Origin of the sequence: Mesorhizobium loti (genome assembly GCA_014189435.1) — a bacterium.
In the GTDB taxonomy this organism is placed as follows: Bacteria; Pseudomonadota; Alphaproteobacteria; order Rhizobiales; family Rhizobiaceae; genus Mesorhizobium; species Mesorhizobium loti_G.
Genome location: CP050293.1, coordinates 560,384 through 584,718, shown reverse-complemented (window position 1 = coordinate 584,718; position 24,335 = coordinate 560,384). Strand labels below are relative to the sequence as shown.

24 protein-coding genes are annotated in these 24,335 nt (G+C 63.6%); 15 read left to right on the top strand and 9 right to left on the bottom strand.

The window, feature by feature from the left end; translation table 11 throughout:
- Window positions 1-34: 34 nt before the first annotated feature.
- Window positions 35-983, top strand: a protein-coding gene (locus tag HB777_02750; GenBank protein QND62940.1) for an IS630 family transposase whose coding sequence is annotated in 2 segments (ribosomal slippage) — window positions 35-370 and window positions 372-983 — 948 coding nt in all. Because the reading frame shifts where the segments join, the coding sequence is not laid out codon by codon here.
- A gap of 74 nt (window positions 984-1,057) precedes the next feature.
- Here the strand turns inward: HB777_02750 and HB777_02745 are convergent.
- Window positions 1,058-1,702, bottom strand: coding sequence for a cysteine hydrolase (locus HB777_02745; protein ID QND62939.1), 645 nt, complete (start codon window positions 1,700-1,702; stop codon window positions 1,058-1,060).
- A gap of 127 nt (window positions 1,703-1,829) precedes the next feature.
- Between HB777_02745 and HB777_02740 the strand changes: the two genes are divergently transcribed.
- The 5 genes from HB777_02740 to HB777_02720 all read left to right on the top strand — a co-directional run bounded on the left by HB777_02740 (window position 1,830) and on the right by HB777_02720 (window position 7,537).
- Entirely contained in the window at window positions 1,830-2,825 is a 996-nt protein-coding gene (locus HB777_02740; GenBank protein ID QND62938.1) for a helix-turn-helix domain-containing protein, read from the top strand.
- A gap of 328 nt (window positions 2,826-3,153) precedes the next feature.
- Window positions 3,154-3,615 (top strand): DUF4126 domain-containing protein, encoded by a 462-nt coding sequence (locus tag HB777_02735; GenBank protein QND62937.1) that lies wholly within the window; start codon window positions 3,154-3,156, stop codon window positions 3,613-3,615.
- Window positions 3,612-4,988, top strand: a complete 1,377-nt coding sequence (locus HB777_02730) for an FAD-containing oxidoreductase (protein ID QND62936.1) — start codon at window positions 3,612-3,614, stop codon at window positions 4,986-4,988. The genes HB777_02735 and HB777_02730 overlap by 4 nt, the downstream gene beginning before the upstream one ends.
- 124 nt (window positions 4,989-5,112) lie before the next feature.
- Window positions 5,113-6,291: an MFS transporter gene (locus tag HB777_02725; protein ID QND62935.1), complete on the top strand. Its 1,179-nt coding sequence runs from the start codon at window positions 5,113-5,115 to the stop codon at window positions 6,289-6,291.
- 190 nt (window positions 6,292-6,481) lie between these two features.
- Window positions 6,482-7,537 carry a succinylglutamate desuccinylase/aspartoacylase family protein gene (locus HB777_02720; protein ID QND62934.1) on the top strand — a complete coding sequence of 352 codons (1,056 nt, stop codon included), beginning with the start codon at window positions 6,482-6,484 and terminating at the stop codon, window positions 7,535-7,537.
- Window positions 7,538-7,799: 262 nt separating this feature from the next.
- On the opposite strand, the gene HB777_02715 is transcribed toward HB777_02720, so the two are convergent.
- Window positions 7,800-8,570 (bottom strand): isocitrate lyase/phosphoenolpyruvate mutase family protein, encoded by a 771-nt coding sequence (locus HB777_02715; protein QND62933.1) that lies wholly within the window; start codon window positions 8,568-8,570, stop codon window positions 7,800-7,802.
- A gap of 319 nt (window positions 8,571-8,889) precedes the next feature.
- Here HB777_02715 and HB777_02710 point away from each other — a divergent pair, with 319 nt between their 5' ends.
- Both HB777_02710 and HB777_02705 read left to right on the top strand, forming a co-directional pair.
- Window positions 8,890-11,079, top strand: a complete 2,190-nt coding sequence (locus HB777_02710; GenBank protein ID QND62932.1) for an anthranilate synthase — start codon at window positions 8,890-8,892, stop codon at window positions 11,077-11,079.
- A gap of 5 nt (window positions 11,080-11,084) precedes the next feature.
- Complete coding sequence (locus HB777_02705; protein QND62931.1) at window positions 11,085-12,032, top strand: cation transporter; 948 nt, start codon at window positions 11,085-11,087, stop codon at window positions 12,030-12,032.
- A 6-nt stretch (window positions 12,033-12,038) separates the two neighbouring features.
- On the opposite strand, the gene HB777_02700 is transcribed toward HB777_02705, so the two are convergent.
- The 3 genes from HB777_02700 to HB777_02690 form a co-directional block, all read right to left on the bottom strand.
- Complete coding sequence (locus tag HB777_02700; protein ID QND62930.1) at window positions 12,039-12,425, bottom strand: type II toxin-antitoxin system VapC family toxin; 387 nt, start codon at window positions 12,423-12,425, stop codon at window positions 12,039-12,041.
- The gene (locus HB777_02695; protein ID QND62929.1) at window positions 12,422-12,667 is read right to left on the bottom strand and encodes an AbrB/MazE/SpoVT family DNA-binding domain-containing protein; all 246 of its coding nucleotides are present in this window, start codon (window positions 12,665-12,667) and stop codon (window positions 12,422-12,424) included. The genes HB777_02700 and HB777_02695 overlap by 4 nt, the downstream gene beginning before the upstream one ends.
- Before the next feature lie 66 nt (window positions 12,668-12,733).
- The gene (locus HB777_02690; GenBank protein ID QND62928.1) at window positions 12,734-13,843 is read right to left on the bottom strand and encodes a hypothetical protein; all 1,110 of its coding nucleotides are present in this window, start codon (window positions 13,841-13,843) and stop codon (window positions 12,734-12,736) included.
- A gap of 102 nt (window positions 13,844-13,945) precedes the next feature.
- Between HB777_02690 and HB777_02685 the strand changes: the two genes are divergently transcribed.
- From HB777_02685 to HB777_02665, 5 genes are all read left to right on the top strand, one after another.
- Window positions 13,946-14,383, top strand: a complete 438-nt coding sequence (locus HB777_02685; protein QND62927.1) for a hypothetical protein — start codon at window positions 13,946-13,948, stop codon at window positions 14,381-14,383.
- A gap of 61 nt (window positions 14,384-14,444) precedes the next feature.
- Window positions 14,445-15,227, top strand: coding sequence for an SDR family oxidoreductase (locus HB777_02680; protein ID QND62926.1), 783 nt, complete (start codon window positions 14,445-14,447; stop codon window positions 15,225-15,227).
- A 63-nt stretch (window positions 15,228-15,290) separates the two neighbouring features.
- Window positions 15,291-15,599, top strand: coding sequence for an antibiotic biosynthesis monooxygenase (locus tag HB777_02675; protein QND62925.1), 309 nt, complete (start codon window positions 15,291-15,293; stop codon window positions 15,597-15,599).
- A 52-nt stretch (window positions 15,600-15,651) separates the two neighbouring features.
- The gene (locus HB777_02670) at window positions 15,652-15,900 is read left to right on the top strand and encodes a type II toxin-antitoxin system prevent-host-death family antitoxin (GenBank protein ID QND62924.1); all 249 of its coding nucleotides are present in this window, start codon (window positions 15,652-15,654) and stop codon (window positions 15,898-15,900) included.
- A 91-nt stretch (window positions 15,901-15,991) separates the two neighbouring features.
- Window positions 15,992-17,092: an AbrB family transcriptional regulator gene (locus HB777_02665; GenBank protein ID QND62923.1), complete on the top strand. Its 1,101-nt coding sequence runs from the start codon at window positions 15,992-15,994 to the stop codon at window positions 17,090-17,092.
- 89 nt (window positions 17,093-17,181) lie between these two features.
- Here the strand turns inward: HB777_02665 and HB777_02660 are convergent, their stop codons facing one another.
- Window positions 17,182-18,075, bottom strand: coding sequence for a LysR family transcriptional regulator (locus HB777_02660; protein QND62922.1), 894 nt, complete (start codon window positions 18,073-18,075; stop codon window positions 17,182-17,184).
- Between the two features lie 147 nt (window positions 18,076-18,222).
- Between HB777_02660 and HB777_02655 the strand changes: the two genes are divergently transcribed.
- On the top strand, window positions 18,223-19,758 hold the full coding sequence (locus tag HB777_02655; protein QND62921.1) for an MFS transporter: 1,536 nt from the start codon (window positions 18,223-18,225) through the stop codon (window positions 19,756-19,758).
- Here HB777_02655 and HB777_02650 read toward each other — a convergent pair whose 3' ends face one another.
- The 3 genes from HB777_02650 to HB777_02640 form a co-directional block, all read right to left on the bottom strand.
- Window positions 19,759-20,073: a nuclear transport factor 2 family protein gene (locus HB777_02650; protein QND62920.1), complete on the bottom strand. Its 315-nt coding sequence runs from the start codon at window positions 20,071-20,073 to the stop codon at window positions 19,759-19,761. It lies immediately after the preceding gene.
- Between the two features lie 137 nt (window positions 20,074-20,210).
- Window positions 20,211-20,987: an esterase family protein gene (locus HB777_02645; GenBank protein ID QND62919.1), complete on the bottom strand. Its 777-nt coding sequence runs from the start codon at window positions 20,985-20,987 to the stop codon at window positions 20,211-20,213.
- A gap of 4 nt (window positions 20,988-20,991) precedes the next feature.
- Window positions 20,992-22,158 (bottom strand): ATP-grasp domain-containing protein, encoded by a 1,167-nt coding sequence (locus HB777_02640; GenBank protein QND62918.1) that lies wholly within the window; start codon window positions 22,156-22,158, stop codon window positions 20,992-20,994.
- Window positions 22,159-22,580: 422 nt separating this feature from the next.
- Here HB777_02640 and leuA point away from each other — a divergent pair, with 422 nt between their 5' ends.
- Window positions 22,581-24,320: a 2-isopropylmalate synthase gene (leuA, locus tag HB777_02635; GenBank protein QND62917.1), complete on the top strand. Its 1,740-nt coding sequence runs from the start codon at window positions 22,581-22,583 to the stop codon at window positions 24,318-24,320.
- Window positions 24,321-24,335 lie beyond the last annotated feature (15 nt).

Sequence of the window (24,335 nt, the reverse complement as noted above, 5' to 3'; positions counted from 1 at the left end):
TCAAGATGCTGGCTGGAGTGGAGGCCAGCATCTGATGACCCGACCTCTTTCCAATGATCTTCGCGAGCGGGTTGTGGCTGCGGTTTTGAGCGGCGAGAGCCGGCGGTCTGCTGCGAAACGGTTCGGCATTTCGATTTCGGCCGCGGTGAAGCTGTTGCAGCGCCATGGGACGACCGGCTCGGTGGCGCCGGGCAAGATGGGTGGACATCGCAAGAGGGTACTGGAGCCGCACCGTGCCTTCATCGAGGCGCGTGTCCGTGAGACACCGCATCTGACGCTACACGGTCTGAAGGATGAGTTGGCCGCGCGCGGGGTTAAAGTCTCGCACAACGCAGTGTGGCTGTTCTTGCGCCGCGAGGGCCTGAGCTTCAAAAAAAACGCTGTTCGCCCTCGAACAGGCACGCGCTGATATTGCCCGTAGGCGTCAGCGATGGCGATCCTGGCAGACCGGCCTCGACCCGCAGTGCCTGGTCTTCATCGATGAGACGTGGATCAAGACCAACATGGCTCCGCTGCGCGGTTGGGGACCGAAGGGCAAGCGGCTGCGCGGCTTGGCTCCGCATGGTCATTGGCGCACGCTGACCTTCCTCGGCGCACTGCGCTGGGATCGGCTCGCGGCACCTTGCGTCTTCGACGGACCGATCAACGGCCAATGCTTCCGCGCTTATGTCGAGCAGCAGCTCGTCACCGTTCTGAAGCCCGGCGACATCGTCATCATGGATAATCTGGGAAGTCATAAGTCGGCGGCGATCAGGCAGATGATCAAGGCTGCCGGCGCCAGGCTTTGGTACCTGCCGCCCTACTCTCCGGATCTCAATCCGATCGAGCAGGCCTTCGCCAAGATCAAACACTGGATGCGCCAGGCTCAGAAACGCACCGTCGAGGACACGTGGCGCCACATCGGCCACCTCGTCGAAACCATCGAGGCAGCCGAATGCAAGAACTACTTCGAAAACGCAGGCTACGCTTCCGTCAAAACGTGAAAGGCTCTAAGAGCAATTCAAAATCGCAAAGGGCGCCGCAGCGATGCGGCGCCCTTTCTGTTTTTCGGATAGTCCTACGCGGCGTTGCGCGACAGCGCCCGCTGGTTGGAGCCGAAGATCGTGTCGCGTTCCGGCAGCGCGCCTGTCCTCAGGCACTCGACCCATTCGGCGGTCTTGAGCACGGCGGCGAAGCGCGACTGCAGGATGATCGTCACCACGCGGTGGATCTCCTCGGCCGAAGCGTAGCCGGCGCTGTTGGCATAAGGCACCGAGCCGGTCGCATCCGACAGGAACTCGACGGCAAAACCCATATGCACGGCGTGGATGATGGTCGACAGGTCGCAATTATGCGTCATGTAGCCGACCACGGTGATCGTATCGATGGCATTGGCGCGCAGCCAGTCCTCCAGATCGGTGCCGGTGAAGGCGGAGGGCAGGTTCTTTTCGACATAATGGTCGCGCTCACGCCTGGCGATCTCGGGATGCAGTTCGCCGCCGTGACTGCCCCTGGCGAAGATCGGCGATGTCTCGGGCGCCATCTGCTTGACGACCACAACCTTGATGCCGGCAGCAGTCGCCGCGTCCATCGCCTGCGCCACATGGATGACGCTGTCGCGGAATGGCGGATGCTGGATGGCGAGATTGCCGCCGTCATAGTCGTTCTGCACATCGACGACGATCAGCGCCCGGCGCGGCGTGGTGTTGGCTGGGTCAGACATGGTTTTTTCCTTTCCGGCTTGAATGCGATGGGCCGAAAATAGGCGGGCTGCCGGGCTGCCGAAAGTGGCCCGATTGACATCAATCGAAAGAATTGGGACAATCCGCTTTCACCTGCCGGAAGCACCCATGACCGACCCGATCATTGCCGTTCTCGCCTTCGACGGCATCAGCCCGTTCCATCTTTCGGTGCCGTGCCTGGTGTTCGGCGAAGACAGGACGGCGCTTGGCCTGCCGCGCTTCGACTTCCGCATCTGCGCGGCCAAGGCCGGCCCGATCCACACCGAGGCCGGCTTGACCGTTGCCGCGCCGCATGGGCTCGAAGGGCTCGACGGCGCCGACATCGTCATCATCCCAAGCTGGCATCATCTTGGCGAGCCGGCGTCGCCGCTGCTGATGAAGGCGCTGCGCCGGGCCCACCAACGCGGCGCGTTGATCGTCGGTCTGTGTCTGGGAACCTTTGCCATCGCCGCGGCCGGGCTGCTTTCGGGCCGCCGTGCCGCCACGCACTGGGCCTATTCAGAACAGTTGCAAACACTCCATCCCGACATCGCTGTCGATGCCTCGGTGCTCTATGTCGACAATGGCGATGTCGTGACCTCGGCCGGCGTCGCCGCCGGCCTCGACTGCTGTCTCCACATCGTGCGCGCCCGCTATGGCGCGGAAGCAGCACTCCGGCTCGCCCGCCAGATCGTGCTTTCTCCGCATCGGCAGGGCGGGCAGGCGCAATTCATCGAGCATCCGGTGGCGAGAAGCGCGGACGCCGACCGCTTCACCCAGGCCCTCGACGCGGTTCGCGCGACGCTCAGCGAGACGCATAGCCTGGACAGCGTCGCCGAGGCCGCCGGCCTGACCCGGCGCACCTTCACCCGCCGCTTTCAGAAATCGATCGGCACCAGTTTCGGCGAATGGCTGACCAGCCAGCGGATCGAACTGGCGCAACGGCTGCTGGAGGCGACGGAAAAGTCGATGGACATGGTGGCATTCGAAGCCGGCTTCGGCAGCGCCACGTCACTGCGTCAGCACTTCGCCGCAAAGCTCAAGACATCGCCGGCGCAGTACCGGCGGGAATTCTCCCGGCGGGCCGATCAGGACGAACCAATAGCGCACGGCCTTTCGCACTGAGATAGGGCGCCGCATCGATGCGGCGCCCCTGGGATCTCCAGTCTCCATGGTTCAGGCGACATCTTCCGGCGATGGCGCGCGTTTGCGGCCGGTGAGCATCGCGCGAACAAGATTCTCGCCGTGGCGCAGACTGGCCAGCATCACGCCACCAACATGAAGCCCGACCAGCACCAGGATAATTGCGGTGAACGGGAAAGTGCCGGCGCCCCGGCAGCACCGGCGCAAAATCCATTCGGATTCTTCGAAGTCACGTGCTGGTCAAATGCCCGGCCTATGCTAGCCTGCTCTTGCCGGACTGCCCTGGCCCGGTGATCGAGGGGGATCAACCATGCTGTATATTCTCGCACTTCTGATCGGCGTCATTGCCGGTCTTCGCGCCATGACCGCGCCGGCCGCCGTCGCCTGGGGCGCTTATCTCGGCTGGCTGCCGGTTGCCGGCACCTGGGCGAGCTTCATGAGCCACTGGGCGGCTGTCGGCATCTTCACCATCCTGGCCATTGTCGAGCTGGTCACCGACCAACTGCCGTCGACGCCGAGCCGTAAGGTACCGCAGCAATTCGGTGCCCGCATCATCATGGGCGCTTTCACCGGCGCGGTGATCGGCGCTACAGGCGGCGCCACCATCGGCGGCCTGATCGCCGGCGCCATCGGCGCTGTCATCGGCACGCTGGGCGGCGCCGAAGCACGCGGCCGGCTGGCAGCCGCTTTCGGCAAGGATCCGCCCGCCGCCTTCATCGAGGACGCGGTGGCAATCATCGGCGGCCTGCTGATCGTGGCGGCGGTGGCATGACGGCAAAAAGCTTCGACGCCATCATCATCGGCGCTGGACAGGCCGGCACACCGCTCGCCGGCAGGCTGAACGCAACCGGCATGAGCGTAGCGCTGATCGAGCGCAAGCTGGTCGGCGGTACCTGCGTCAACACCGGCTGCATCCCGACCAAGACGATGGTGGCGAGCGCCTATGCCGCGCATCTGGCGCGGCGCGGCGCCGACTATGGCGTGACGATCTCCGGCCCCGTCGGTGTCGATTATAAGGCGATCAAGGCGCGCAAGGACAAGGTGTCGGGCGCCTCCCGCACCGGACTGGAAAGCTGGATCGCCAGCATGGACAAATGCACGCTTTACCGCGGTCATGCGCGCTTCGAATCCGCCAACACGGTGCGCGTCGGCGACGATTTGCTGACCGCCGAAAAAATCTTCCTCAACACCGGCGGCCGCGCTTCGGTGCCCGACCTGCCCGGCATCCACGACATCGACTACCTGACCAATTCCTCGATGATGGATCTCGATGTTTTGCCGCGCCACCTCATCGTCGTCGGCGGCAGCTATATCTCGCTCGAATTCGCGCAGATGTTCCGCCGCTTCGGCAGCGAAGTCACCGTCATCGAAAAGAGCCCGCGCCTGACCGGCCGCGAGGATGAGGATGTCTCAGCCGCCATCCTGTCGATCCTCGAAAACGAAGGCATCGCGGTCCATGTCGGCGCCGACGACATCGGCTTCGCCAAGCAGGGCGGGGATGTTGCCGTGACCTTCTCGGCCGGCAAGCCGCCGGCCGTCGGTTCGCACGTGCTGCTGGCGCTCGGCCGCAACCCCAACACCGACGATCTCGGCCTCGACAGAGCCGGTGTCGCGGTCGACAGTCGCGGCTTCGTCACTGTCGACGACCAGTTGCGCACCAACGTGCCCGGCATCTGGGCGATGGGCGATTGCAACGGCAAGGGCGCCTTCACCCACACCTCCTACAATGACTATGAGATCGTCGCCGCCAATCTGCTCGACAACGATCCGCGCAAAGTCAGCGATCGCATCGAGGCCTATGCGCTCTACATCGACCCGCCGCTCGGCCGTTGCGGCATGACCGAGGCCGCGGTGAAGAAATCCGGCCGTCGCGCCCTGGTTGGCCAGCGGCCGATGACCCGCGTCGGCCGCGCCGTCGAAAAGGGCGAGACGCAAGGCTTCATGAAGATCCTGGTCGACGCCGACACCAGGGAGATCCTCGGCTGCTCGGTGCTCGGCCCCGGCGGCGACGAGGCGGTGCATTGCGTGCTCGACCTGATGTACGCCAAGGCGCCCGTCGACACGCTGGCGCGTGCCGTGCACATCCACCCCAATGTCTCGGAGCTGCTGCCCACCATCGCCCAGGAGCTGAAGCCGCTGGTCTGACAGCCTGTGGCGACCCATTTCAAAGCCCTTCCTTTTCTGCATCGCTGCAATGCAGCAATGCAGCTTGCGTATGGCGCCGTCCTTCGTTCAGTCTCAATTTGAACCGATTCAGTCTGGACGCCCCATGCCCTTGCCGATCCTTGCGCTTGCCATTGCGTCCTTCTGCATTGGCACCACCGAATTTGTCATCATGGGCCTGCTGCCGGAGGTCGCCGCCGATCTCGGCGTATCGATCCCTTCAGCCGGCTTGCTGGTCACCGGCTATGCGCTGGGCGTCGTCTTCGGCGCCCCGATCGTGGCGATGGCCACCGCGCATTTGCCGCGCAAGCCCGTACTGGTTGGTCTCGCCGCGCTGTTCGTCGTCGGCAATCTGTTCTGCGCCATCGCCCCCAACTACTGGCTCTTGATGGCGGCGCGCGTCTTCACCGCCTTTGGCCACGGCGCCTTTTTCGGCATCGGCTCGGTTGTTGCCGCGAGCCTGGTGCCACGCAACAAGCGCGCCAGCGCCATGGCGATGATGTTCGCCGGCCTGACGCTTTCAAACATTCTGGGCGTTCCCGCCGGCACCGCGCTTGGCGAAGCTTTCGGCTGGCGCTCCACATTCATCGCCGTGGTCGGCATCGGCCTGATCTCGGTCGCGGCCATCGCCTGGCTGGTGCCGTCCGACGTCGCTGAACCGAGCAGCGGCGGCCTGCGCGGCGAACTGCGCGTGCTGGGCAAACTGCAGGTGTGGCTGGCGATGCTGATCGCAGCCCTTGCCTCGGCCAGCCTGTTTGCCGTCTTCACCTACATCAAACCCTATTTGACCGACGTCTCCGGCCTGTCCACCTCCGCCGTCACCTGGGTCCTGCTGCTGTTCGGCGCCGGCATGACCATCGGCAACATCATTGGCGGCAGGCTGGCCGACTGGAAGCTGATGCCGACGGTGATCGGCACGCTGATCTTGATGGCGTTCCTGTTCGTCGGTTTCATGCAGTTCGGCGCCATCGCGAATGTCGCTATCGGCATCGTCTTCCTCTGGGGCCTGCTGATCTTCGTCGTCGTCCCGCCGCTGCAGATCCGCGTCGTCGAGGCGGCCTCGGAAGGGCCGAACCTCGCCGCCACGCTGAACCAGGGCGCCTTCAATGTCGGCAATGCCAGCGGCGCCTGGATCGGCGGCGTGGCCCTTTCGGCCGGCGTTTCCTATGCCAATCTGCCGCTGGTCGGCGCGGCACTTGCCCTGTTGGCGGTCACCGTCGCGGTGCTGTCGCAGGCGCTGGACCGGCGCGCGCCCGTCATCCCGCTTCAGGCTCCGGCTGAATAGTCTCTTGCGCCCATAGCGCAGTAGGCTGGACCAATCGACATCAGCGCTTTCAAATGGGCATGTCTTCTCGTTCCAGAGCAATTCCAGGAAAAGTGTAAAACGGTTTTTCCGTCCGGAATTGCGTTAAGACAAAGAGATAGAGCAGTTCGGCGTTTCCACGAAACGGTGAACTGCTCTAATGGAGGAAGTCATGCAGAAATCGATCGAGCGCATCGCTGGCGAAAGCGAAGGCGTTTTCTACGAATTCCCGCTGTTCCGCTTCGCGGGTGCGGACATGGCCGCCCCTTCGGCCTATCTGCAGGCAGCGCTGCATGCCGGTGAATTGCCGGGCGTTGTCGCCATCGACGCGCTGATGCCGATGCTCAGCAAGGCCGAAGTCGAAGGCCACATCAAGGGCAACCTCACCATCGTGCCCTGGGCGAACCCGATCGGCCGGGCGCAATATCATTTCGGCGAGCATCAGGGCCGCTTCCATCTGGGCACACGCACCAATTTCAACCGAGGCTTCCCGCTGCTCGCCGCGCCCGACGCAGCCCTCTTGCCCGACACCAGCCTTGGCACGGTTGACCAGCGGCTGAAGACCCGGCTGGTCCAGTTGTCGCTCGGCCATGACATCGTGCTCGACCTGCACTGCGACGACGAGGGCCTCGCCTATCTCTACGTCCACACCAGCTTATGGCCTGGTATGGCCGATTGCGCCGCCGCCATGGGCGTCGACGCAGTCGTGCTGTGGAGCGAGGACACCGACGGCACCTTCGAGGGCGCCTCGATCATGCCCTATCAGAACGTCCCCGCCGATGTGGCAAAGCTCGACCGCCGTGTCGCCACCACGGTCGAATATCGCGGCATCCTCGATGTCGACGGCGCCTTGGCCGCCGCCGACGCCGAAGGCCTCTACCGGCTGCTGGTGGCACGCGGCGTGATCGCCGATAGCGCCCTGCCCGCACCTGGCCCCTTCGCCGGCGTCGTGGCCCCATTGGAGAACATCGACATGATGCCGGCGCCTCGGGCGGGTGCTGTGCTCTACGACGTGAAACCCGGCGACCGCGTCGCCAAGGGCGCTCGCCTCGCCACCATCGTCCATGCGCCGGGCGAAGCCGATGGCCGCACCGAAGTCTTCGCACCCCAGGACGGCATCATCCTGACCCGCCGCTCGCGCCGCATCATCCGCGCCGGCGAGGATCTCCTGAAACTGGTCGGCGACGGGAAGAGCACCGACGCCAGGTCGGGGACGCTGGAGGATTGAGGAAGCTTGTCTGGTAGGCGTCCCATAGCTTCGTCATTCTAGGGCGGAGCAAGGAGCGAAGCGACGCGGCGCAGACCCTAGAATCCATGCCGTTACATCTGTGCACCACAACGATGCAGAATTCTGCGCTGTTGCACTCCACGTCCAAGGTCGCGGCATGGATCCCAGGGTCTCCGCGACGGAGCTTCGCTCCTGCTTCGCCCTAGGATGACGAATTGGGAGGTCTCCGCCTCACCCCCTACTGGCTGCCCATGCAGCACCACTATCCCGAAATCGCCAGCCGCGCCTTGGCCTCCAGCCACTCCGCCATCTGCCGGTAAGGCACGGGACCGTGGCTGATGCGGGCGACACCCAGTTCCGCCAGCCGCTGGCGCGGCGGCACGTGCGCCAGCGCAATGATGTTGACCGGCAACGCAATTGCCTTGCAGAGCGTCTCGATCAGGCCCTCATCGCCGAGACCCGGCGCAAAGAAGCCGTGCGCACCGGCTTTTTCGAAGGCCTGTGCGCGCTCGATGGCCTGGTCGAGCAGGACGTCATCATGCGCATCCGGTTTCGCCTTGAGGAAGATGTCGGTTCGGGCGTTGATGAACGCCGGTATGCCGGAGGCCTTGACGGCCGCACCAGCGGCTTCGATGCGTTTTACCTGGACAGCAATGTCATGCAGGCCGCTGCCACCAACAATCTGGTCTTCGAAATTGAAACCAATAGCGCCGGCCCGCAGCGCCAACGTTACCGTGCGAGCAACGATTTCCGGATCGACGCCGTAACCGCCCTCGAGGTCCATGGTCACCGGCAGGTCGACCGACCCGACGATGCGCTTGATGTTGTCGAGTGCCAGTTCCAGCGGGATTTTCTCGCCATCGGCGTAGCCGAACGCGGCAGCCACCGGCCAGCTTCCGGTGGCGATCGCCTTGGCGCCCGCCTTCTCGACGATCTTGGCCGAGCCCGGATCCCAGGCATTGTAGAGAACGATCGGGTTTCCCCTGACGTGGAGGGAATGGAACGTCCGCGCGCGCTCGATCTGCTCGGTCATTGGTCTTTTCCCGTCTTCCTGCTGTTGGATGTACAGTCTAGGCGGCACTGCCAACTCTGGCGATGTGCCATGAGATGCAGAAGCGGCGGCCACCGGACAGGCTTTCAAATCAGTTGCGCATCCGGTTTTTCGCGGCTATGGATTTCGCCATGAACATGCGTTCGACCAAGACCATTTGGTGGTGGGCCTGCTGACAGCGGCCTGTTCGAACGCGCGTGCGTGAAAAGAGAGGGTGGCCGCAACGGAAAGTCCGGGCGGCCATTTGTTTTTTCCAAGCCAGTCCCGGGTCCGTTGCCCCAAGAAGCTGATGGAGACGGCAATGACGATGAAGGTTCTGGAAAACGGGGCGGAAAGTTTCGTGACCGCGGGTGGCATCACCATCACCCGCGAGCGCCACGACCGGCCCTATGCGGGCGCGATCGACGCTTACGTCGACGGCTTGAATTCGCGCCGTGGCGCGGTGTTTTCCTCCAACTATGAATATCCCGGCCGCTACACCCGCTGGGACACCGCCATCATCGACCCGCCGCTGGTCATCTCCGCGCGCGGCCGCGCCATGCGCATCGAGGCGCTGAACGGCCGCGGCGAGGCGCTGCTGCCGGTCATCGGCAAGGCGCTTGGCAGTCTGAACGATGTCACCATCGCCGAGGCGTCGAAAAAGCTCATCCGCCTCGACGTCGCCAAGCCCGGCCGTGTCTTCACCGAGGAGGAGCGCAGCCGCGTTCCTTCGGTGTTCACCGTGCTGCGCGCCATCACCGCTTTGTTCAAGACCGCGGAAGACGCCAATCTTGGCCTCTACGGCGCTTTCGGCTACGACCTCGCCTTCCAGTTCGACCCAGTCGACTACAAGCTCGAGCGCAAGCAAAGTCAGCGCGACCTGGTGCTGTTCCTGCCCGACGAGATCCTGGTCGTCGACCATTATTCGGCCAAGGCCTGGACCGACCGCTACGACTATGCCGGCGACGGGTTTTCGACCGAAGGGCTGCCGCGCGACGAAATCGCCGAGCCGTTCAAGAGCCCCGACCGCATCCCGCCGCGCGGCGACCATGAGCCTGGCGAATATGCCAATCTGGTGCGCAAGGCGATGGATTCGTTCAAGCGCGGAGACCTGTTCGAGGTCGTGCCCGGCCAGATGTTCTACGAGCGCTGCGAGACGCAGCCATCCGAGATTTCGCGCAAGCTGAAGGCCATCAACCCCTCGCCCTATTCCTTCTTCATCAATCTGGGCGAAGGCGAGTACCTGATCGGCGCCTCTCCGGAAATGTTCGTGCGCGTCAACGGCCGCCGCGTCGAGACCTGCCCGATCTCGGGCACCATCAAGCGCGGCGACGATGCCATTTCCGACTCCGAGCAGATCCTGAAACTGCTCAATTCGAAGAAGGACGAATCCGAGCTGACCATGTGCTCGGACGTCGACCGCAACGACAAGTCGCGGGTCTGCGAGCCGGGTTCGGTGCGCGTCATCGGCCGCCGCCAGATCGAGATGTATTCGCGCCTGATCCACACCGTCGACCACATCGAAGGCCGCCTGCGCGAAGGCATGGATGCTTTCGACGCCTTCCTGTCGCACGCCTGGGCGGTCACCGTCACCGGCGCGCCGAAGCTGTGGGCCATGCGTTTCATCGAACAGAACGAGAAAAGCCCGCGCGCCTGGTATGGCGGTGCGATCGGCATGGTCAATTTCAACGGCGACATGAACACCGGCCTGACGCTGCGCACCATCCGCATCAAGGACGGCATTGCCGAAGTGCGCGCCGGCGCCACATTGCTCTTCGACAGCATTCCCGAGGAAGAAGAAGCCGAAACCGAACTGAAGGCATCCGCCATGCTCTCCGCCATTCGCGACGCCAAGACAGGCAATTCCGCCAGCACAGAGCGCACCACCGCGCGCGTCGGCGACGGCGTCAACATCCTGCTGGTCGACCACGAGGACAGTTTCGTCCACACGCTGGCCAACTACTTCCGCCAGACCGGCGCCAATGTCTCGACCGTGCGCACGCCGGTGCCGGAGGAGGTGTTCGACCGGCTGAAGCCCGACCTTGTCGTGCTGTCGCCCGGTCCCGGCACGCCGAAGGATTTCGACTGCGCCGCCACCATCAAGAAGGCGCGCGCCCGCGACCTGCCGATCTTCGGGGTCTGCCTTGGCCTGCAGGCGCTGGCCGAGGCCTATGGCGGCGAGCTCAGGCAACTGCACATACCGATGCACGGCAAGCCGTCGCGCATCCGCGTCTCGAAGCCGGGCATCATCTTCTCCGGCCTGCCCAAGGAAGTCACCGTCGGCCGCTACCATTCGATCTTCGCCGATCCGGTGCGGCTACCCGACGATTTCATCGTCACGGCGGAAACCGAGGACGGCATCATCATGGCCTTCGAGCACCGCAAGGAGCCAATCGCCGCGGTGCAGTTCCATCCGGAATCGATCATGACGCTCGGCCACAATGCCGGCATGCGCATCATCGAGAACATCGTCGCCCACCTGCCGCGCAAGGCCAAGGAAAAGGCCGCCTGACAGCCATGGCCGAAACCGAGAACACGATGGCGATCGCGGCCAAGGCGGCTGCGAAGCGCAAGATCGCCAACCTCGCCTTCTGGTCGATCGTTGTCGCCTTTGTCGTGCTCGCTCTGAAACTTGCCGCCTGGTACGTCACCGGCTCGGTGGCGCTCTATTCGGATGCGCTGGAATCGATCGTCAACGTCATTGCCTCGGCCGCCGCCTTCTGGGCGATCCAGGTCAGCTACAAACCGGCCGACCAGGATCATCCGTTCGGCCATCACAAGGCCGAGTACTTCTCGGCGGTGCTGGAAGGCGTGCTGATCGTGCTCGCCGCCCTTTTGATCCTCAACGAGGTCTGGCGCTCCTGGCAGGCGCCGGCACCGATCGAACAGCCTTGGAACGGCCTCGCGGTCAACGGCGTTGCCACGATCATCAATGCCTTCTGGGCCTGGACGCTGATCCGCGCCGGCAGGGCCGAGAAGTCACCGGCGCTGGTCGCCGACGGCAACCACATCATGACCGACGTGGTCACCTCGATCGGCGTCTTCGGCGGCCTGGTCGGAGCGATCCTGACCGGCTGGCAGATCCTCGATCCGGCGCTTGCCGTCATCGTGGCGCTGAACATCCTGTGGCAAGGCTGGCACGTCATCGGCTCATCGATGAACGGCCTGATGGACCGCGCCGTCGACACGGCGGAACACATGCGCATCCGCGACGTCATCTCGGCCAGTTGCAAGGGCGCGCTCGAGGTTCACGACCTCAAGACACGCATCGCCGGCCGCGCCACCTTCATCGAGTTTCATCTGGTCGTCGACGCAGACATGTCGGTCGGCGCCAGCCATGTCATCTGCGACCGCATCGAGGACGCGCTGAAAGCCGAAATCCCCTCGGTGCGCGTCACCATCCATGTCGAACCCGACGACGAAGCCAAGCTGCCGAAGGGCACGACGGCCGTGCCGTTCGCGTGAGGCGGTTTACCAAGTCTCGATTGAGAGATCTTTGATCCGCTCGAATTCCCGGACATTCCGGGTTATCAGCGTAAGGTTCCGAGCGCGCGCCTGCCCGCCGATCAACGCATCGTAGGGACCGATCGGAGTTCCCAACGTCGCAAGCGTTGCCCGAATCTCTCCAGCATGTCTCGCATCTTCTCGGTCGAATTCGAGCACCGGGAACTGCAGAGCTTCGATGCGTGCCAAATTTTCAGCCCTTCGCTGGCTCTTCTCAGCACCATAGTACAGTTCGTGCACGACGACCGCAGAGAGGGCAAAGTCCTGCGGCCTGTGCCGCTTCAGTAGCGCCAACAGACTGACGTCGCCCTTGATGACCGCGATGACTGCATTGGTGTCGAGCACGTACATCACTTGAAAACGTCATCCAAGGCAGGCCGATCCTGCCCGTCTTGACGCTCCTGCGCTGCCTCGGCGAAATCGTTATCAAGCGGTCCGATCACTTGGTCGAGCCACGCCCAATCCTGCGCAAGCGGTTCCAGAATGACTGTTTGCCCGTGGCGGCGGATCGAAACCTCGTCTGTTTCGAAACGGAACTCCTTGGGTAGACGCACAGCTTGTGACCTGCCCGACCAGAACACCTTTGCTTTGTCCATCACGCTATCCTCAAATGAGATATAGCAAAGATATATCCCTTCATGGCGACGTAGACAAGTCCGAGTTCAAGGCGCGCAGGCCGATTGCGGCATCGGCTGCAGCCGATAGACCTTGTCGTCGGATTTCGTCTTCCCGTCGGCGGCCTTCGAACACAGATCGACGATGGCGAGTGCGCTGTTGGGATTGGCCAGCATCATCGTGCCGTTGGCGCCACGCTTGAGGAAAATCTCCTTCTGCGCGATGTCGCAGGAGAAGTCGCTCATCTTCGAGCTCGCCGCGCAGCGCCACTGGTCGGCCTCGCCCTGGCAGGAATAGGTCTGCGTGACCTTGGCCGACTTCTGCCGTGTGGTGACCGTAACGGCAATGTCGGCGCCGTCGGGCCAGTTGGCGACGTCGCCACCCGAGGCGAAGGACGCCGATCCGCGGAAAACCCGGATCGACTGGGTCAGCTGGTCGGGATGCGAACCGAGATGGGCTGCATCATAGTCGCGCCCGTAGCAGAAGGGCTGGTCCGGCTTCAGCCGCTCACGCAAGGGAGTTCCAAGAGCCGGATCGATCGGATCGATGCGCGCGAACTCCGCCTGGCATGTCGCGGCCGGCATCGGGTCGAGGCGGAAATTGTCGTCCTCGCTGCCCAGCGCCTGCCTGTCATATTCGGCTTCACCGAGTTCATCTTCCGATCCTGCGTCGAGATAAAGATCGGCCGAGACATCGGTGAGGATCAGACGGCCTTTGTCATCGAGCTTCAGCGAGGCCATGGTGCGGTCGCAGTCCATGCCGCAACGGATCGGACCGCTCTTTCCGTCCTCGGACTCGTGATTGCACCAGCCGCCGGCCCATTCCGGCGCCTTGGCGCCGCGCACCGTGGTGGCGATAAAGCCGTTATAGGACGAGTCGGAGTTTGTCGGTGGCTCCTCGTTCGGGCGGCTGACCGGGTCGTGCCCATAGAGGAAGAAGATCCGCGCCACCTTCTGCTTCGGATGCGCCTTGAGGTGCGCGGCGTCATAGATCCGGCCGAAGCAGGCATCAGCCCCGTTCGGGCTGAGTTCGGTGAGCTTCAGCGCATCGTCGGCGAAGGCCGAACCGGCAAGTGCGCCAAGCAGCGCAACGCCTAACCCGGCGCCTGCAACTGTCTTCCATTCCCCCAACCCAAACGCCCATTCCTTCAACGCCATGTGACCTCTCCTCCGCATCGACAGGACGTAGCGTCAATTTATGCTAGTATTGCGGCTGGAGTCACGCAATTCGCGGCGAGCCGCCAAGCGGGGGAGGATGCCATGCGTCGGCGCGATATGTTCCGCGCGGTTCTTGCCGGAACCGGAACGCTTCTTGGCCTGCGGGCGGCGCAGGCGGCCACCACGGAGCCCGCCAGGCAAAAGGTCGCCTACCATCTGAGCGACGTCGACAAGGTCAATTTCGTGCTCGGCAACATCAAGAACCACTATGACGGCACCGGCGGCAATGTCGACATCGTGCTGGTGGTGCATGGTCCGGCCTTGGCCAGCTTCAAGTCGAAAGGCATATCGGCCGCCATTTCCGGGCGCTTCGCCGGCCTGGTGCAGCAGGGGCTGGAACCGCACGCCTGCGCCAACACCATGCAAGGCATGGATATTTCGCTCGCCGACCTGCTCGCCGGTTTCCATGCCGCTGACAAGGGCGGCGTCGTCAAGCTCGCTGAGCTGCAAGGCCAGGGCTACGCCTATCTGCGCCCCTGAGACTTGAACACCGGGGCGGCTAAGGCCTACGAAGGACGGGCCGACATCCGGAGGAACAATCGTGCCAGCCACCCCCACACTCAGCATACCCGATCTCGCCGGCAAGGCGGTGCTGGTCACCGGTGCATCGACCGGCATCGGCGCGGCCCTCGCACTGGCCTATGCCGCGCAGAAATCCAGGGTTGCCCTGCACTACAATTCAAGCCGCGAAGCCGCCGAGAAATTGGCCAAGACCATCGCCGACAAGGGCGGTGAGGTGTTGCTCGTCCAGGGCGATTTCTCCGTTGCCGCCGATGTCGAACGCGTCGTCGAGGACAGCGCGCAGCATTTTGGCCGGCTCGACGGGCTGGTCAACAATGCCGGCGGCATGCTTGGCCGCGTGCCCTATGCCGAGCAGACCGAAGCGCATTACGACGCGGTGATGGACCTCAATGCGCGCTCGGTGCTGACCGCTTCGCGCAAGGCGATCCCGTGGCTGAAGAAACAGGGCGGCTTCATCGTCAACACCTCCTCGATCGCCGCGCGCAATGGTGCCGGCGGCGGCGCCGGGCTTTACGGCTCGGCCAAGGCCTTCGTCTCCAATGTGACGCGCGGCATGGCCAAGGAACTGATCGGCTTCGGCATCCGCGTCAATGCGGTGGCGCCCGGCACCATTCTCACCCCCTTCCACGAGCGCTATTCGACCGACGAGCAGATCAAAGGCATGGTCGCCACCATTCCGCAGGGACGCGCCGGCACGGCGCAGGATTGCGTCGGCGCCTATCTGTTCCTCTCTTCCGATCTTCTGAGCGGCTACATCACCGGCCAGGTGATCGAGGTGAATGGCGGCCAGTTGATGCCTTGAGCCGCTATCGGCATACTGGCGATCTGCATGTTCTTGTCGAAAACCTCAAAGGGAGACAACGGAATGTATGGACTGATCGGCAAGATGCGGGCGGCGCGCGGCCAGCGCGACGCGGTCATGGACGTGCTGCGCGCCAGCACCGGCGCCCTGCCGGGCTGCCTGAGTTACATCATCGCCCGCGACCCAGCGGATGCCGATGCGATCTGGGTCACCGAAGTGTGGACCGACGCCGAAAGCCACAAGGCCTCGCTGCAGCTTCCCGAAGTCCGGGAGGCGATCGCCAAGGCGCGGCCGTTCATCGCCGGTTTTGAATTCCAGGTCGAAACCCACCCTGTTGGCGGCTTCGGCCTGGCCGACGGCAAGACGGGCTGATCCGCCCACACGGCTTGATGCCGAGGCGAGGTTCGGTCTTCGAGGAGCAACTTTGACGCAAACTGCAGACACTCACGATGCGAAAACCCGTCTGTCGTGCCTCGTCAGACGGGCAGCCAAAGGTGAGTCGTTTGTTATCACCAAGGCTGGCGAGCCACTGGCCAGAATCGTGCCGATCGATCAGCCTGCCTCGGCGCAAAGGCGGCGGGTCGGGTTTATGGCCGGCCAGTTTTCCATCCCTGACGATTTCGACCGCATGGGTCGCAATGAGATCGAGCGACGGTTCGACGCCGGAATATGAAACCTGTTACTCGACACCTGGACGCCTGAAACCATCCTTTTTTGGCGAACCGGGCTTCGCATTTTTCGCCTTCCGGGTCTAAGACCAAAACATGGATTCCTCGGCCGAGCAGCCCCCAGACCAGCCCGCCATCGAACGCATGGCGCGGATGCGCAAGTTCTGGCAATGGCTGGCCCTGCTGATCGTCTCCTTGCTGTTTTCCGGCGCGCTGGAACTGGCGGCCCTGCCAGCGGCGCTGCTGATCGGGCCGATGCTGGCGGCCATCGTCGCCGGCACCAATGGCGCCACGGTGCGCGTGCCGCGCCTTCTGTTCGGCGCCGCCCAGGCGATCGTCGGCTGCCTCGTCGCGGCGTCGATCTCGGCCGACATCTTTCCGGTCTTCACCGAGGAATGGCCGCTGTTTCTCGGCGTCGTGGTGGCCACCGTCACGGCCTCCAGCCTGCTCGGCTGGCTGATCAGCCGCTGGCGCATCCTGCCCGGCACCACCGCCGTCTGGGGCTCCTCGCCGGGCGCGGCCACCGCCATGGTGCTGATGGCCGGTGCGTTCGGCGCCGACCAGCGTCTTGTCGCCTTCATGCAATATCTGCGCGTCATCTTCGTCTCGATGACGGCGGCACTGGTTGCCAAGATGTGGGTCGACACGTCGGGCGTCGAAATCCCCGCCATCATCTGGTTTCCGCCGATCGATGCCCAAGCCTTCGCCGCCACCATCGGCATCGCGCTTGTCGGCGGGCTGCTGGGGAAGCTGCTGAGGCTGCCCTCGCCCTTCTTCCTTGGCACTTTCATCTTCGGCGCCGTCGTCCATCTCGGCTTTGGCGTGGAGATGCAATTGCCGCCATGGCTGCTGGCCGTCAGCTACGCGATGGTCGGCTGGTCGATCGGATTGAACTTCACAAGGGCGATCTTGCGCCATGCGGCACGCGCACTGCCGCAGATCGTCGCCTCGATCGTGGCGCTGATCGCTTTTTGCGGTGGCCTTGCCTTCATGATCAGCCATCTCCTGGGCATCGATCCGCTGACCGCCTATCTGGCGACCAGCCCCGGCGGCATGGACAGCATCGCCATCATCGCCGCCGCGGCGCAGAACGTCGACATCTCCTTCGTCATGGCGCTGCAGTCGGCACGCTTCCTGATCGTGCTGCTGGTCGGCCCGAGCGTGGCGCGCCTGGTGGCGAGAAGCGTCAGACAATAGGCAAGGCCGTCGCTGGAGCCAGTCACACGTGGTGGATTGTTCCTCGGCTGCCTTCATCCTTGCCCTGCGCTTCCTGGCGCCAGCAGGGCCTAAGTACTTGCCCCCGCGGCAAGGCGCTCGGGAAGGAAATCGACGAACACGCGCACCTTCGGCGACAAATGGCGATTGGAGGGCCAAAGCATCCGGAACTGGCCACGGCCGTCGACATGATCGTCGAGGACGGTGCGCAGCCTGTCTTCGTGCAGCGCCTCGCGCACCAGGAAATCCGGCATGCAGGCGATGCCGAGGCCGGCGATCGTGGCGCCTTTCAAGGCTTCCATATTGTTGCAGGTCAGCATCGAGCGTATCTGCGGTTCGGCACTTCCGGTAATAAATGGCCACTCCAGCAGCCTGCCGCTGTTGAGGAAGCGGAAGTTTATGCCGAAATGCCTGATGAGATCCGCCGGCTCGCCGGGTGTGCCATGGCGCTCGAGGTAGGAAGGCGCCGCGCACAGCAGCATGCGAAAGGGCGCAACGGGTCTCGACACCAAGCGTGAATCCGGCAGCTCGCCGCTGCGGATCGCAACGTCGATGCCCTCGTCGATCACGTCGACGATCCGATCGTTGAAATCGATGTCGAGCTCGATCTCGGGATAGCGGGCCATGAACTCCGACAGCACCGGCAACAACAGATGATAGGTGACGATCGGAGTGGATATGCGCAGCCGCCCATGCGGCGTTTCCCGCGTCCGCGACAGCATCGCCTCGGCATCGTCGATGTCGTCGAGGATGCGCCGCACCCGTTCGTTGAACAGTCTGCCCTCTTCCGTCAGGCCGATGCGCCGCGTGCTGCGCTGCAGGAGCCGCACACCGAGCTCCTGTTCGAGCCTTGCAACGCTCTTGCCGACGGCGGAAGCCGAGATGCCGAGCACCCGGCCGGCAGCGATGAAACTGCCGAGTTCGGCGGTACGGGCAAAGGCTATGAGGCCGCTAAGGCGATCCATCGCGTCTTTCCATTCAAGCGTTTCAGTCCGGTATATCAGGAGATATAGTACCATTTTTCCTGAAACGCTGCCGACCTATCTTGTCATTGCGACCGGCTCCGCAACCGCGCGGCCTACCGGCAGATTCTGCTTCAGATAGGAAAATCCATGACCTTGAAGTCCACAACCGGCTCTGCCGAGCGATGGCTCGTGCTCTTGTCGGTATGCCTCGCCGCGATGACGATGCCCTTGACCTTCACCGGCCCGGCCGTCGCACTCTCCCGCATCGCGGCCGATCTTGGCGGCAGCCCGGTCGAACTCAACTGGGTTACCAATGCCTTCATGCTGACCTTCGGCGCCACCCTGATGGCGTCAGGCGCACTGGCCGACAACCACGGCCGCAAGCGCCTCTTCCTCGCCGGCCTCTGCCTCTATGTCCTCGCCTCACTCGGCGCGATGCTCGCGCCTGACATCGTCTGGTTCGACATCCTCAGGGCCGTGCAAGGGATCGGCAGCGCCGCCGCCTTTGCCGGAGGTGCGTCCGCGCTCGCCCAGGAATTCGAAGGGCCATTGCGGCTGCGCGCCTTCAGTTTCCTCGGCACCAGTTTCGGCATCGGCCTTGCCTTCGGCCCGATCGCCTCCGGCCTGCTCATCGATGCATTCGGCTGGCGGTCGATCTTTCTGCTTGTCGCGGCACTCGCGGTTGCCGCGGCAGCCCTCGGCCAGCGCACCATCAGGGAATCGCGCGATCCGGATGCGACGGGCGTCGACTGGGCGGGAGCCGGCACCTTCACGATCGCGCTGGCGTCGCTAACCTATGGCGTGCTCCAGGCGCCGCAGAGCGGTTGGGCCAATCCCCTTGTCGTCACGCTGCTCGCAGCGGCGGCGCTCTTCTTTGCCGCGTTCGTTATCGTCGAGCGGCGCGTGAGGCGGCCGATGCTCGATCTCACGTTGTTTCGCTTTCCACGCTTCGTCGGCGTCCAGTTTCTGGCGGCGGCACCCGCCTATGGCTTCGTCGTCCTGCTCGTGCTGTTGCCGATCCGCTTCATCGGCATCGAAGGGATGAGCGAGATCAAGGCCGGGCAATTGATGATCTGCCTCTCGGGCCCGCTGCTGATCCTGCCGATGCTCGCCGGCCAGCTGGCGCGCTGGATCGCGCCGGCCACGATCTGCGGCGTCGGCCTGCTCGTCGCTGCCGCCGGGCTTGTCTGGCTAAGCCTGACACCGCCGGTCGACAGTGCGCTGGTGGCGCCGCTGATGCTGATCGGCGTCGGCATCGCCCTGCCCTGGGGCTTGATGGACGGGCTTGCCGTCAGTGTCGTGCCGAGGGAGCGCGCCGGCATGGCGGTCGGCATCTTCAACACCACCCGCGTCGCTTGCGAGGGCGTGGCGCTCGCCATCGTCATGGCCACCCTGTCGGGCTTCACCGCCGCTCAGCTCGCCGCGCAGGCAATGGCGTCTTCGACGGATGCAGCGGCCGCAGCGCAGTTGCTGGTGACCGGCAATCTCGGTGCAACGGCGCAACATTTGCCGCAAGCCGGAGGCGCTGTTCTTGTCCAGGCCTATGAGACCGCGTTCGACAGGTTGCTGATCGTGCTGGCGGCAATCACCGTCATGACCGCCATCGTCGTCTTCCTTGGCCTGCGTCGCGGATCGGCGTCGGAACATGAGGCCATCGCTCTGCCGGCATGCCAGGAAGGATAGTCAGGCGATGACGAGGCTCGCTATGCGGTTCCGGTCCAGCGTGAAGCTCATGTCACCCTCGCCGTTGAAACCGTTGCCTGTGACGGCGATGCGGACGTGGTAGCTGCCTTCCGCCGACGTGATACGGACGATGCGAAGCTGGGATTTCACGCCGATATTGTCCGACTGGTTCCAGCGCGCGATCTGCTCGCGGCCCTGGAAGGACCGTCCCCAGTCGGTCAAGGATGCGTCGGCGGTAAACGTGTCGAGAAAGGCTTCCGTGTCGCTGGCATTGGTGGCCTCGACAAAGTGGCGGATCGGGTCGGGTGTGATCATTCGTCTGTGCTCAAGGTGCGTTGAGATTCAGGTCAGGCTGAGTCGAAAATGGTTGATACCGAGAACCGGAGCGGAGCGTACTTAAAGCGCGGGAAGCCGCCATTGGCAGGCCAGCCTCACCTGAATATCAATGCACCTCAGTCGAGCCTGTGCATCAGATCCTCATCCAGCCAGCGGCCGAAGAAATAGCCCAGCTGCTTGTGCCACCACGGCCAATCGTGGCTGACGTCGCCGCCCCAATAGTCGACCCAGGCGGGAATCGATTTGTCGCGCAGGATCTGTTCCAGCCTGCGCGTCTCGACCAGCATCCGCTCTTCCCAGGCGCCCTGCCCGCAGCAGAAGATCAGCCTGAGCGCCTTGAGGCGGGCAAGCAGTTTGGGATCGACGATGCCCGGCAGATAGTCGAGCGGCGAGTTGTAGAAAATGTCGCCTTCAAGCGCCTTGCCGAAAAAGTCGCGAGCCGAATAGACGCCCGACAGCGCGATGACACCGCTGGCGAGTTCGGGAAAACGGAAGACGAAGTTCGAGGAATGATAGCCGCCCATCGAGCAGCCCGAGAACAGTGGCTTCAACTGGCGCCCGCCATTGGCTGCCGCCGCCGTGGACAGGAACTCCGGCAGCGCCTCCTCGCGCACATAGCGGAAATAGGCCTCGTGGCGGGCGATGCGGTGGGCAGCGTCGGCATGCTTGTCGAAGAAGGATTCCGAATCGACGCCGTCGACCGTGAACAATTGGATGCGGCCGGTGTCGATGAATTCGGCCAGTGCGCCCACCCCGCCGGAATCCTCGAACTGGTAGAACCGCCCCTGCGAGGTCGGGAACACCACCACCGGCCGGCCGGCATGGCCGTAGCGCTTGTATTCCATGTCGCGGCCGAGCTTGCCCGAGAAATTCTTGTGATAGGAAATGTCCATCGCCTCACGCCTTTTCCGCGTGGATATAGGCGACCGCCTCGCGCAGCGCCGCCTCGTCCTTCGAGCGCATCTGATAGGCGTAATTTCCCATGGCGCGGCTGAAAACCTCTTCGATGGCCTGATGGTGGACAATCTTGTCGCGATGCGCGGCTAGCACGTCCTCATGGCCATGCAAATACCGCAAGTGCCGCTTGCGGCTGGCATAGGCGGTGAAATACTTGCCCTCGTAAGGCCCGCCGGCGGCATCTTTCACCACCATGTCGGCCCATGCCGCGTAGACGTCGATGTCGAAGGTGTAGTTGATGGCATCGGTCATCCAGGCACCGGGCGGCCGCATGTTGACCTCCAGCGCGATGACCCGATCGTCCTTGGTCTCGAACAGCTCGATGTGGAAGAAGCGCTCGCGCACGTCGAACGCCTTGAGGATCTTGCGGCCGGCCTCCTCGACCGCCGGGTTGATCCTGGGAAAGCAGATGTAGCTCATGTGGCGGTCCTTGTTGACCACCTCCATGACGCTCTGGTCGTAGCGATGGCTGGCCGCCAGCACCACCTCGCCATCGCGGTTGACTAGCCCGTCGAAGGTCACCACCAGCCCCTCGATGAACTGCTCCATGACGAAGGTCACGTCCTCGGGCTTGTCCCGAAAGAACTGGTCTAGCTCTGTGGCGTTGGAGATCTTGAAAGTATTCGAGGCGCCCGAACCGCTGTCGGGCTTGACCACGACGGGATAGCCGACGCGGCGGATGAAGGTCATGGCCCCGGCGCGGTCGGAGCATTTGCGCTGTGCGATGGTGTCGACGCCGCTCTTGCGGAAGAAGGCGCGCATGCGGCTCTTGCGCTTCAGATTCTTCACGAAATCGAGCTTGGTGCCATAGATGTTGAAGTCGGTGCGGATGTTGGCTTCCAGCTCCAGCCAGTGCTCGTTGAGCGATTCAAAGCGGTCGATGCGGCCCCATTTGTGGATGAAATGCCCCATCGCCCGGAACACCGGATCGTAGTCCTCCATGTCGGCGACGCGATAATATTCCGAAAGGGCTGCTTTCAGCTTGGCGTCGAGCGCCTCATAGGGTGCGTCGCCGATACCCAGCACCCTGGCCCCGGCCTTCTTCAAACGGTCGCAGAAATCCGCGCCATTGGCGGGAAAATGCGGCGAGAAGAACACGAAATTCATGGACGACCCCCTCCCGGCGACGGGACATCGCAACCCCGTCGATGCCCAAGTCTGGCGCATTTGCAGCGCCTGGGGAAGAGCACCCACGTTCGGATAATATCCGACAGATCACGGCTCGCCCTGTGGCCCCACTTGCCTCTCACAAGCCGCTCCTGTATGAGAACCGCCATGAACACGCGCGCCACCAACGCTTCCCGTCCGACCGGTTTTTCCGGCGAGACCGTGCGCGCGCTGGCTTCCACCCTGCTTCTTCTCGGCCTTATCGGCGATCGCCGGGTTCGCTGAAGGAGCGCCCGGCGGTCGAACCGCCGCGCAAGCGCATGCTCCTTGGCAATCACATCAAGCGAACGAAATTCTGGTAAAGGCGCCGCTCGCCATCATCCACCTGAAGGTGGATCCATGAGCCGCCGGGAGAAACGACGATGAACGCACGAGAAGAGATCCGCTCCGATGCCGCCGTAGCCGGCAAGGATGCAGCAAGAGGGATGCCCGACGCAGCCCGCAAATATCAGCCCTATCCCACCGTTGGCCTCACCGACCGCACCTGGCCCTCGAAGGTCATCGACAGGGCGCCGATCTGGTGCTCGGTCGACCTGCGCGACGGCAACCAGGCGCTGATCGATCCGATGGGCCACGAGCGCAAGGCGCGCATGTTCGGCCTGCTGCTCGATATGGGCTTCAAGGAGATCGAGATCGGCTTCCCGTCGGCCTCGCAGACCGATTTCGACTTTGCCCGCTGGTGCATCGAGGAGGGCAACGTACCCGCCGATGTCTCGCTCCAGGTGCTGGTGCAGTGTCGGCCCGAACTGATCACCCGCACCTTCGAGGCGCTCAAGGGCGCCACCAACCCGATCGTCCATTTCTACAATTCGACCAGCGAATTGCAGCGCCGCGTCGTCTTCGAAAAGGACGTCGGCGGCATCAAGCGCATCGCCACCGACGCGGCCAAGATGATCACCGACATGGCGGCCAAGGCCGGCGGCGGCTTTCGCTTCGAATATTCGCCGGAGAGCTTTACCGGCACCGAGCTCGAAGTGGCGCTGGAGATCTGCAACGCCGTCACCGAGATCGTCAGGCCGACGGCGGACAACAAGCTGATCATCAACCTGCCGTCGACGGTCGAGATGTCGACGCCCAACATCTATGCCGACCGCATCGAATGGATGTGCCGCAACCTCGAGAAGAGGGAGAACCTGCTGGTCTCGCTGCATCCGCACAATGACCGCGGCACCGGCATCGCCACCACCGAACTCGGCCTGATGGCCGGCGCCGATCGCGTCGAAGGCACGCTGTTCGGCAATGGCGAGCGCACCGGCAATGTCGACATCGTCACGCTGGCGCTCAACATGTACACGCAAGGTGTCGATCCCTTGATCGACTGCTCCGATATCAACCGGATGAAGGACGTCTACGAATATTCGAACCAGTTGAAGATCCCCGAACGCCACCCCTATGTCGGTGAACTCGTCTACACCGCCTTTTCCGGCTCGCACCAGGATGCCATCAACAAAGGCATGAAGGCGCTGAAGAAGGCCAACACGAGCGTATGGGAGGTGCCCTATCTGCCGATCGATCCGGCCGATGTCGGACGCAGCTACGAAGCCATCATCCGCATCAACTCACAGTCCGGCAAGGGCGGCATCGCCTATGTGCTGCAGGCCGATTACGGCCTCAATCTGCCGCGCAATCTGCAGATCGAATTCAGCCAGGAAATCCAGGCGATCACCGATGCCGAGGGCAAGGAAGTGCCGGCAAGGCGCATCTACGAGCGCTTTCTCGAGACCTATGTCGATCAGCCTGCCGCGCGGCTGAAATTCCTCGATCACCACACCTATCCCAGCACCGAAATCAAGGGCCGGCGCGTGGTCGAGGCGGTCATCCTCGACCAGGGTAAGGAAGTGACGATTACGGGCACAGGCACCGGTCCGATCGACGGCTTCGTCGATGCGCTGTCGCGTCATCTCGGTGTCGAGATGTCGGTGCTCGACTATTCCGAGCACTCGTTGCAGCGCGGCTCGAACGCGTCGGCCATCTCCTATGTCGAGATGGAATATCCTGGTGGCAAGCTGTTCGGCGCCGGCATCAACACCAACATCGTCGCCGCCTCGCTGGAAGCGGTGATGTCCGCCGCCAACCGTATCGTCGGCAAGAAAGCCGGCTGACGCACGGCCAGAACA

Excerpts from the sequence above, each read along its gene's own strand:
- HB777_02715 (QND62933.1), bottom strand. The coding sequence starts at position 8,570 with ATGACCGAGCAGATCGAGCGCGCGCGGACGTTCCATTCCCTCCACGTC.
- HB777_02685 (QND62927.1), top strand. The coding sequence starts at position 13,946 with ATGCGTCGGCGCGATATGTTCCGCGCGGTTCTTGCCGGAACCGGAACG.
- HB777_02730 (QND62936.1), top strand. The coding sequence starts at position 3,612 with ATGACGGCAAAAAGCTTCGACGCCATCATCATCGGCGCTGGACAGGCC.
- HB777_02640 (QND62918.1), bottom strand. The coding sequence starts at position 22,158 with ATGAATTTCGTGTTCTTCTCGCCGCATTTTCCCGCCAATGGCGCGGAT.
- leuA (QND62917.1), top strand. The coding sequence starts at position 22,581 with ATGAACGCACGAGAAGAGATCCGCTCCGATGCCGCCGTAGCCGGCAAG.
- HB777_02665 (QND62923.1), top strand. The coding sequence starts at position 15,992 with ATGGATTCCTCGGCCGAGCAGCCCCCAGACCAGCCCGCCATCGAACGC.
- HB777_02660 (QND62922.1), bottom strand. The coding sequence starts at position 18,075 with ATGGATCGCCTTAGCGGCCTCATAGCCTTTGCCCGTACCGCCGAACTC.
- HB777_02720 (QND62934.1), top strand. The coding sequence starts at position 6,482 with ATGCAGAAATCGATCGAGCGCATCGCTGGCGAAAGCGAAGGCGTTTTC.
- HB777_02705 (QND62931.1), top strand. The coding sequence starts at position 11,085 with ATGGCCGAAACCGAGAACACGATGGCGATCGCGGCCAAGGCGGCTGCG.
- HB777_02650 (QND62920.1), bottom strand. The coding sequence starts at position 20,073 with ATGATCACACCCGACCCGATCCGCCACTTTGTCGAGGCCACCAATGCC.
- HB777_02745 (QND62939.1), bottom strand. The coding sequence starts at position 1,702 with ATGTCTGACCCAGCCAACACCACGCCGCGCCGGGCGCTGATCGTCGTC.
- HB777_02695 (QND62929.1), bottom strand. The coding sequence starts at position 12,667 with ATGGACAAAGCAAAGGTGTTCTGGTCGGGCAGGTCACAAGCTGTGCGT.
- HB777_02645 (QND62919.1), bottom strand. The coding sequence starts at position 20,987 with ATGGACATTTCCTATCACAAGAATTTCTCGGGCAAGCTCGGCCGCGAC.
- HB777_02675 (QND62925.1), top strand. The coding sequence starts at position 15,291 with ATGTATGGACTGATCGGCAAGATGCGGGCGGCGCGCGGCCAGCGCGAC.
- HB777_02740 (QND62938.1), top strand. The coding sequence starts at position 1,830 with ATGACCGACCCGATCATTGCCGTTCTCGCCTTCGACGGCATCAGCCCG.
- HB777_02655 (QND62921.1), top strand. The coding sequence starts at position 18,223 with ATGACCTTGAAGTCCACAACCGGCTCTGCCGAGCGATGGCTCGTGCTC.
- HB777_02725 (QND62935.1), top strand. The coding sequence starts at position 5,113 with ATGCCCTTGCCGATCCTTGCGCTTGCCATTGCGTCCTTCTGCATTGGC.
- HB777_02710 (QND62932.1), top strand. The coding sequence starts at position 8,890 with ATGACGATGAAGGTTCTGGAAAACGGGGCGGAAAGTTTCGTGACCGCG.
- HB777_02690 (QND62928.1), bottom strand. The coding sequence starts at position 13,843 with ATGGCGTTGAAGGAATGGGCGTTTGGGTTGGGGGAATGGAAGACAGTT.
- HB777_02735 (QND62937.1), top strand. The coding sequence starts at position 3,154 with ATGCTGTATATTCTCGCACTTCTGATCGGCGTCATTGCCGGTCTTCGC.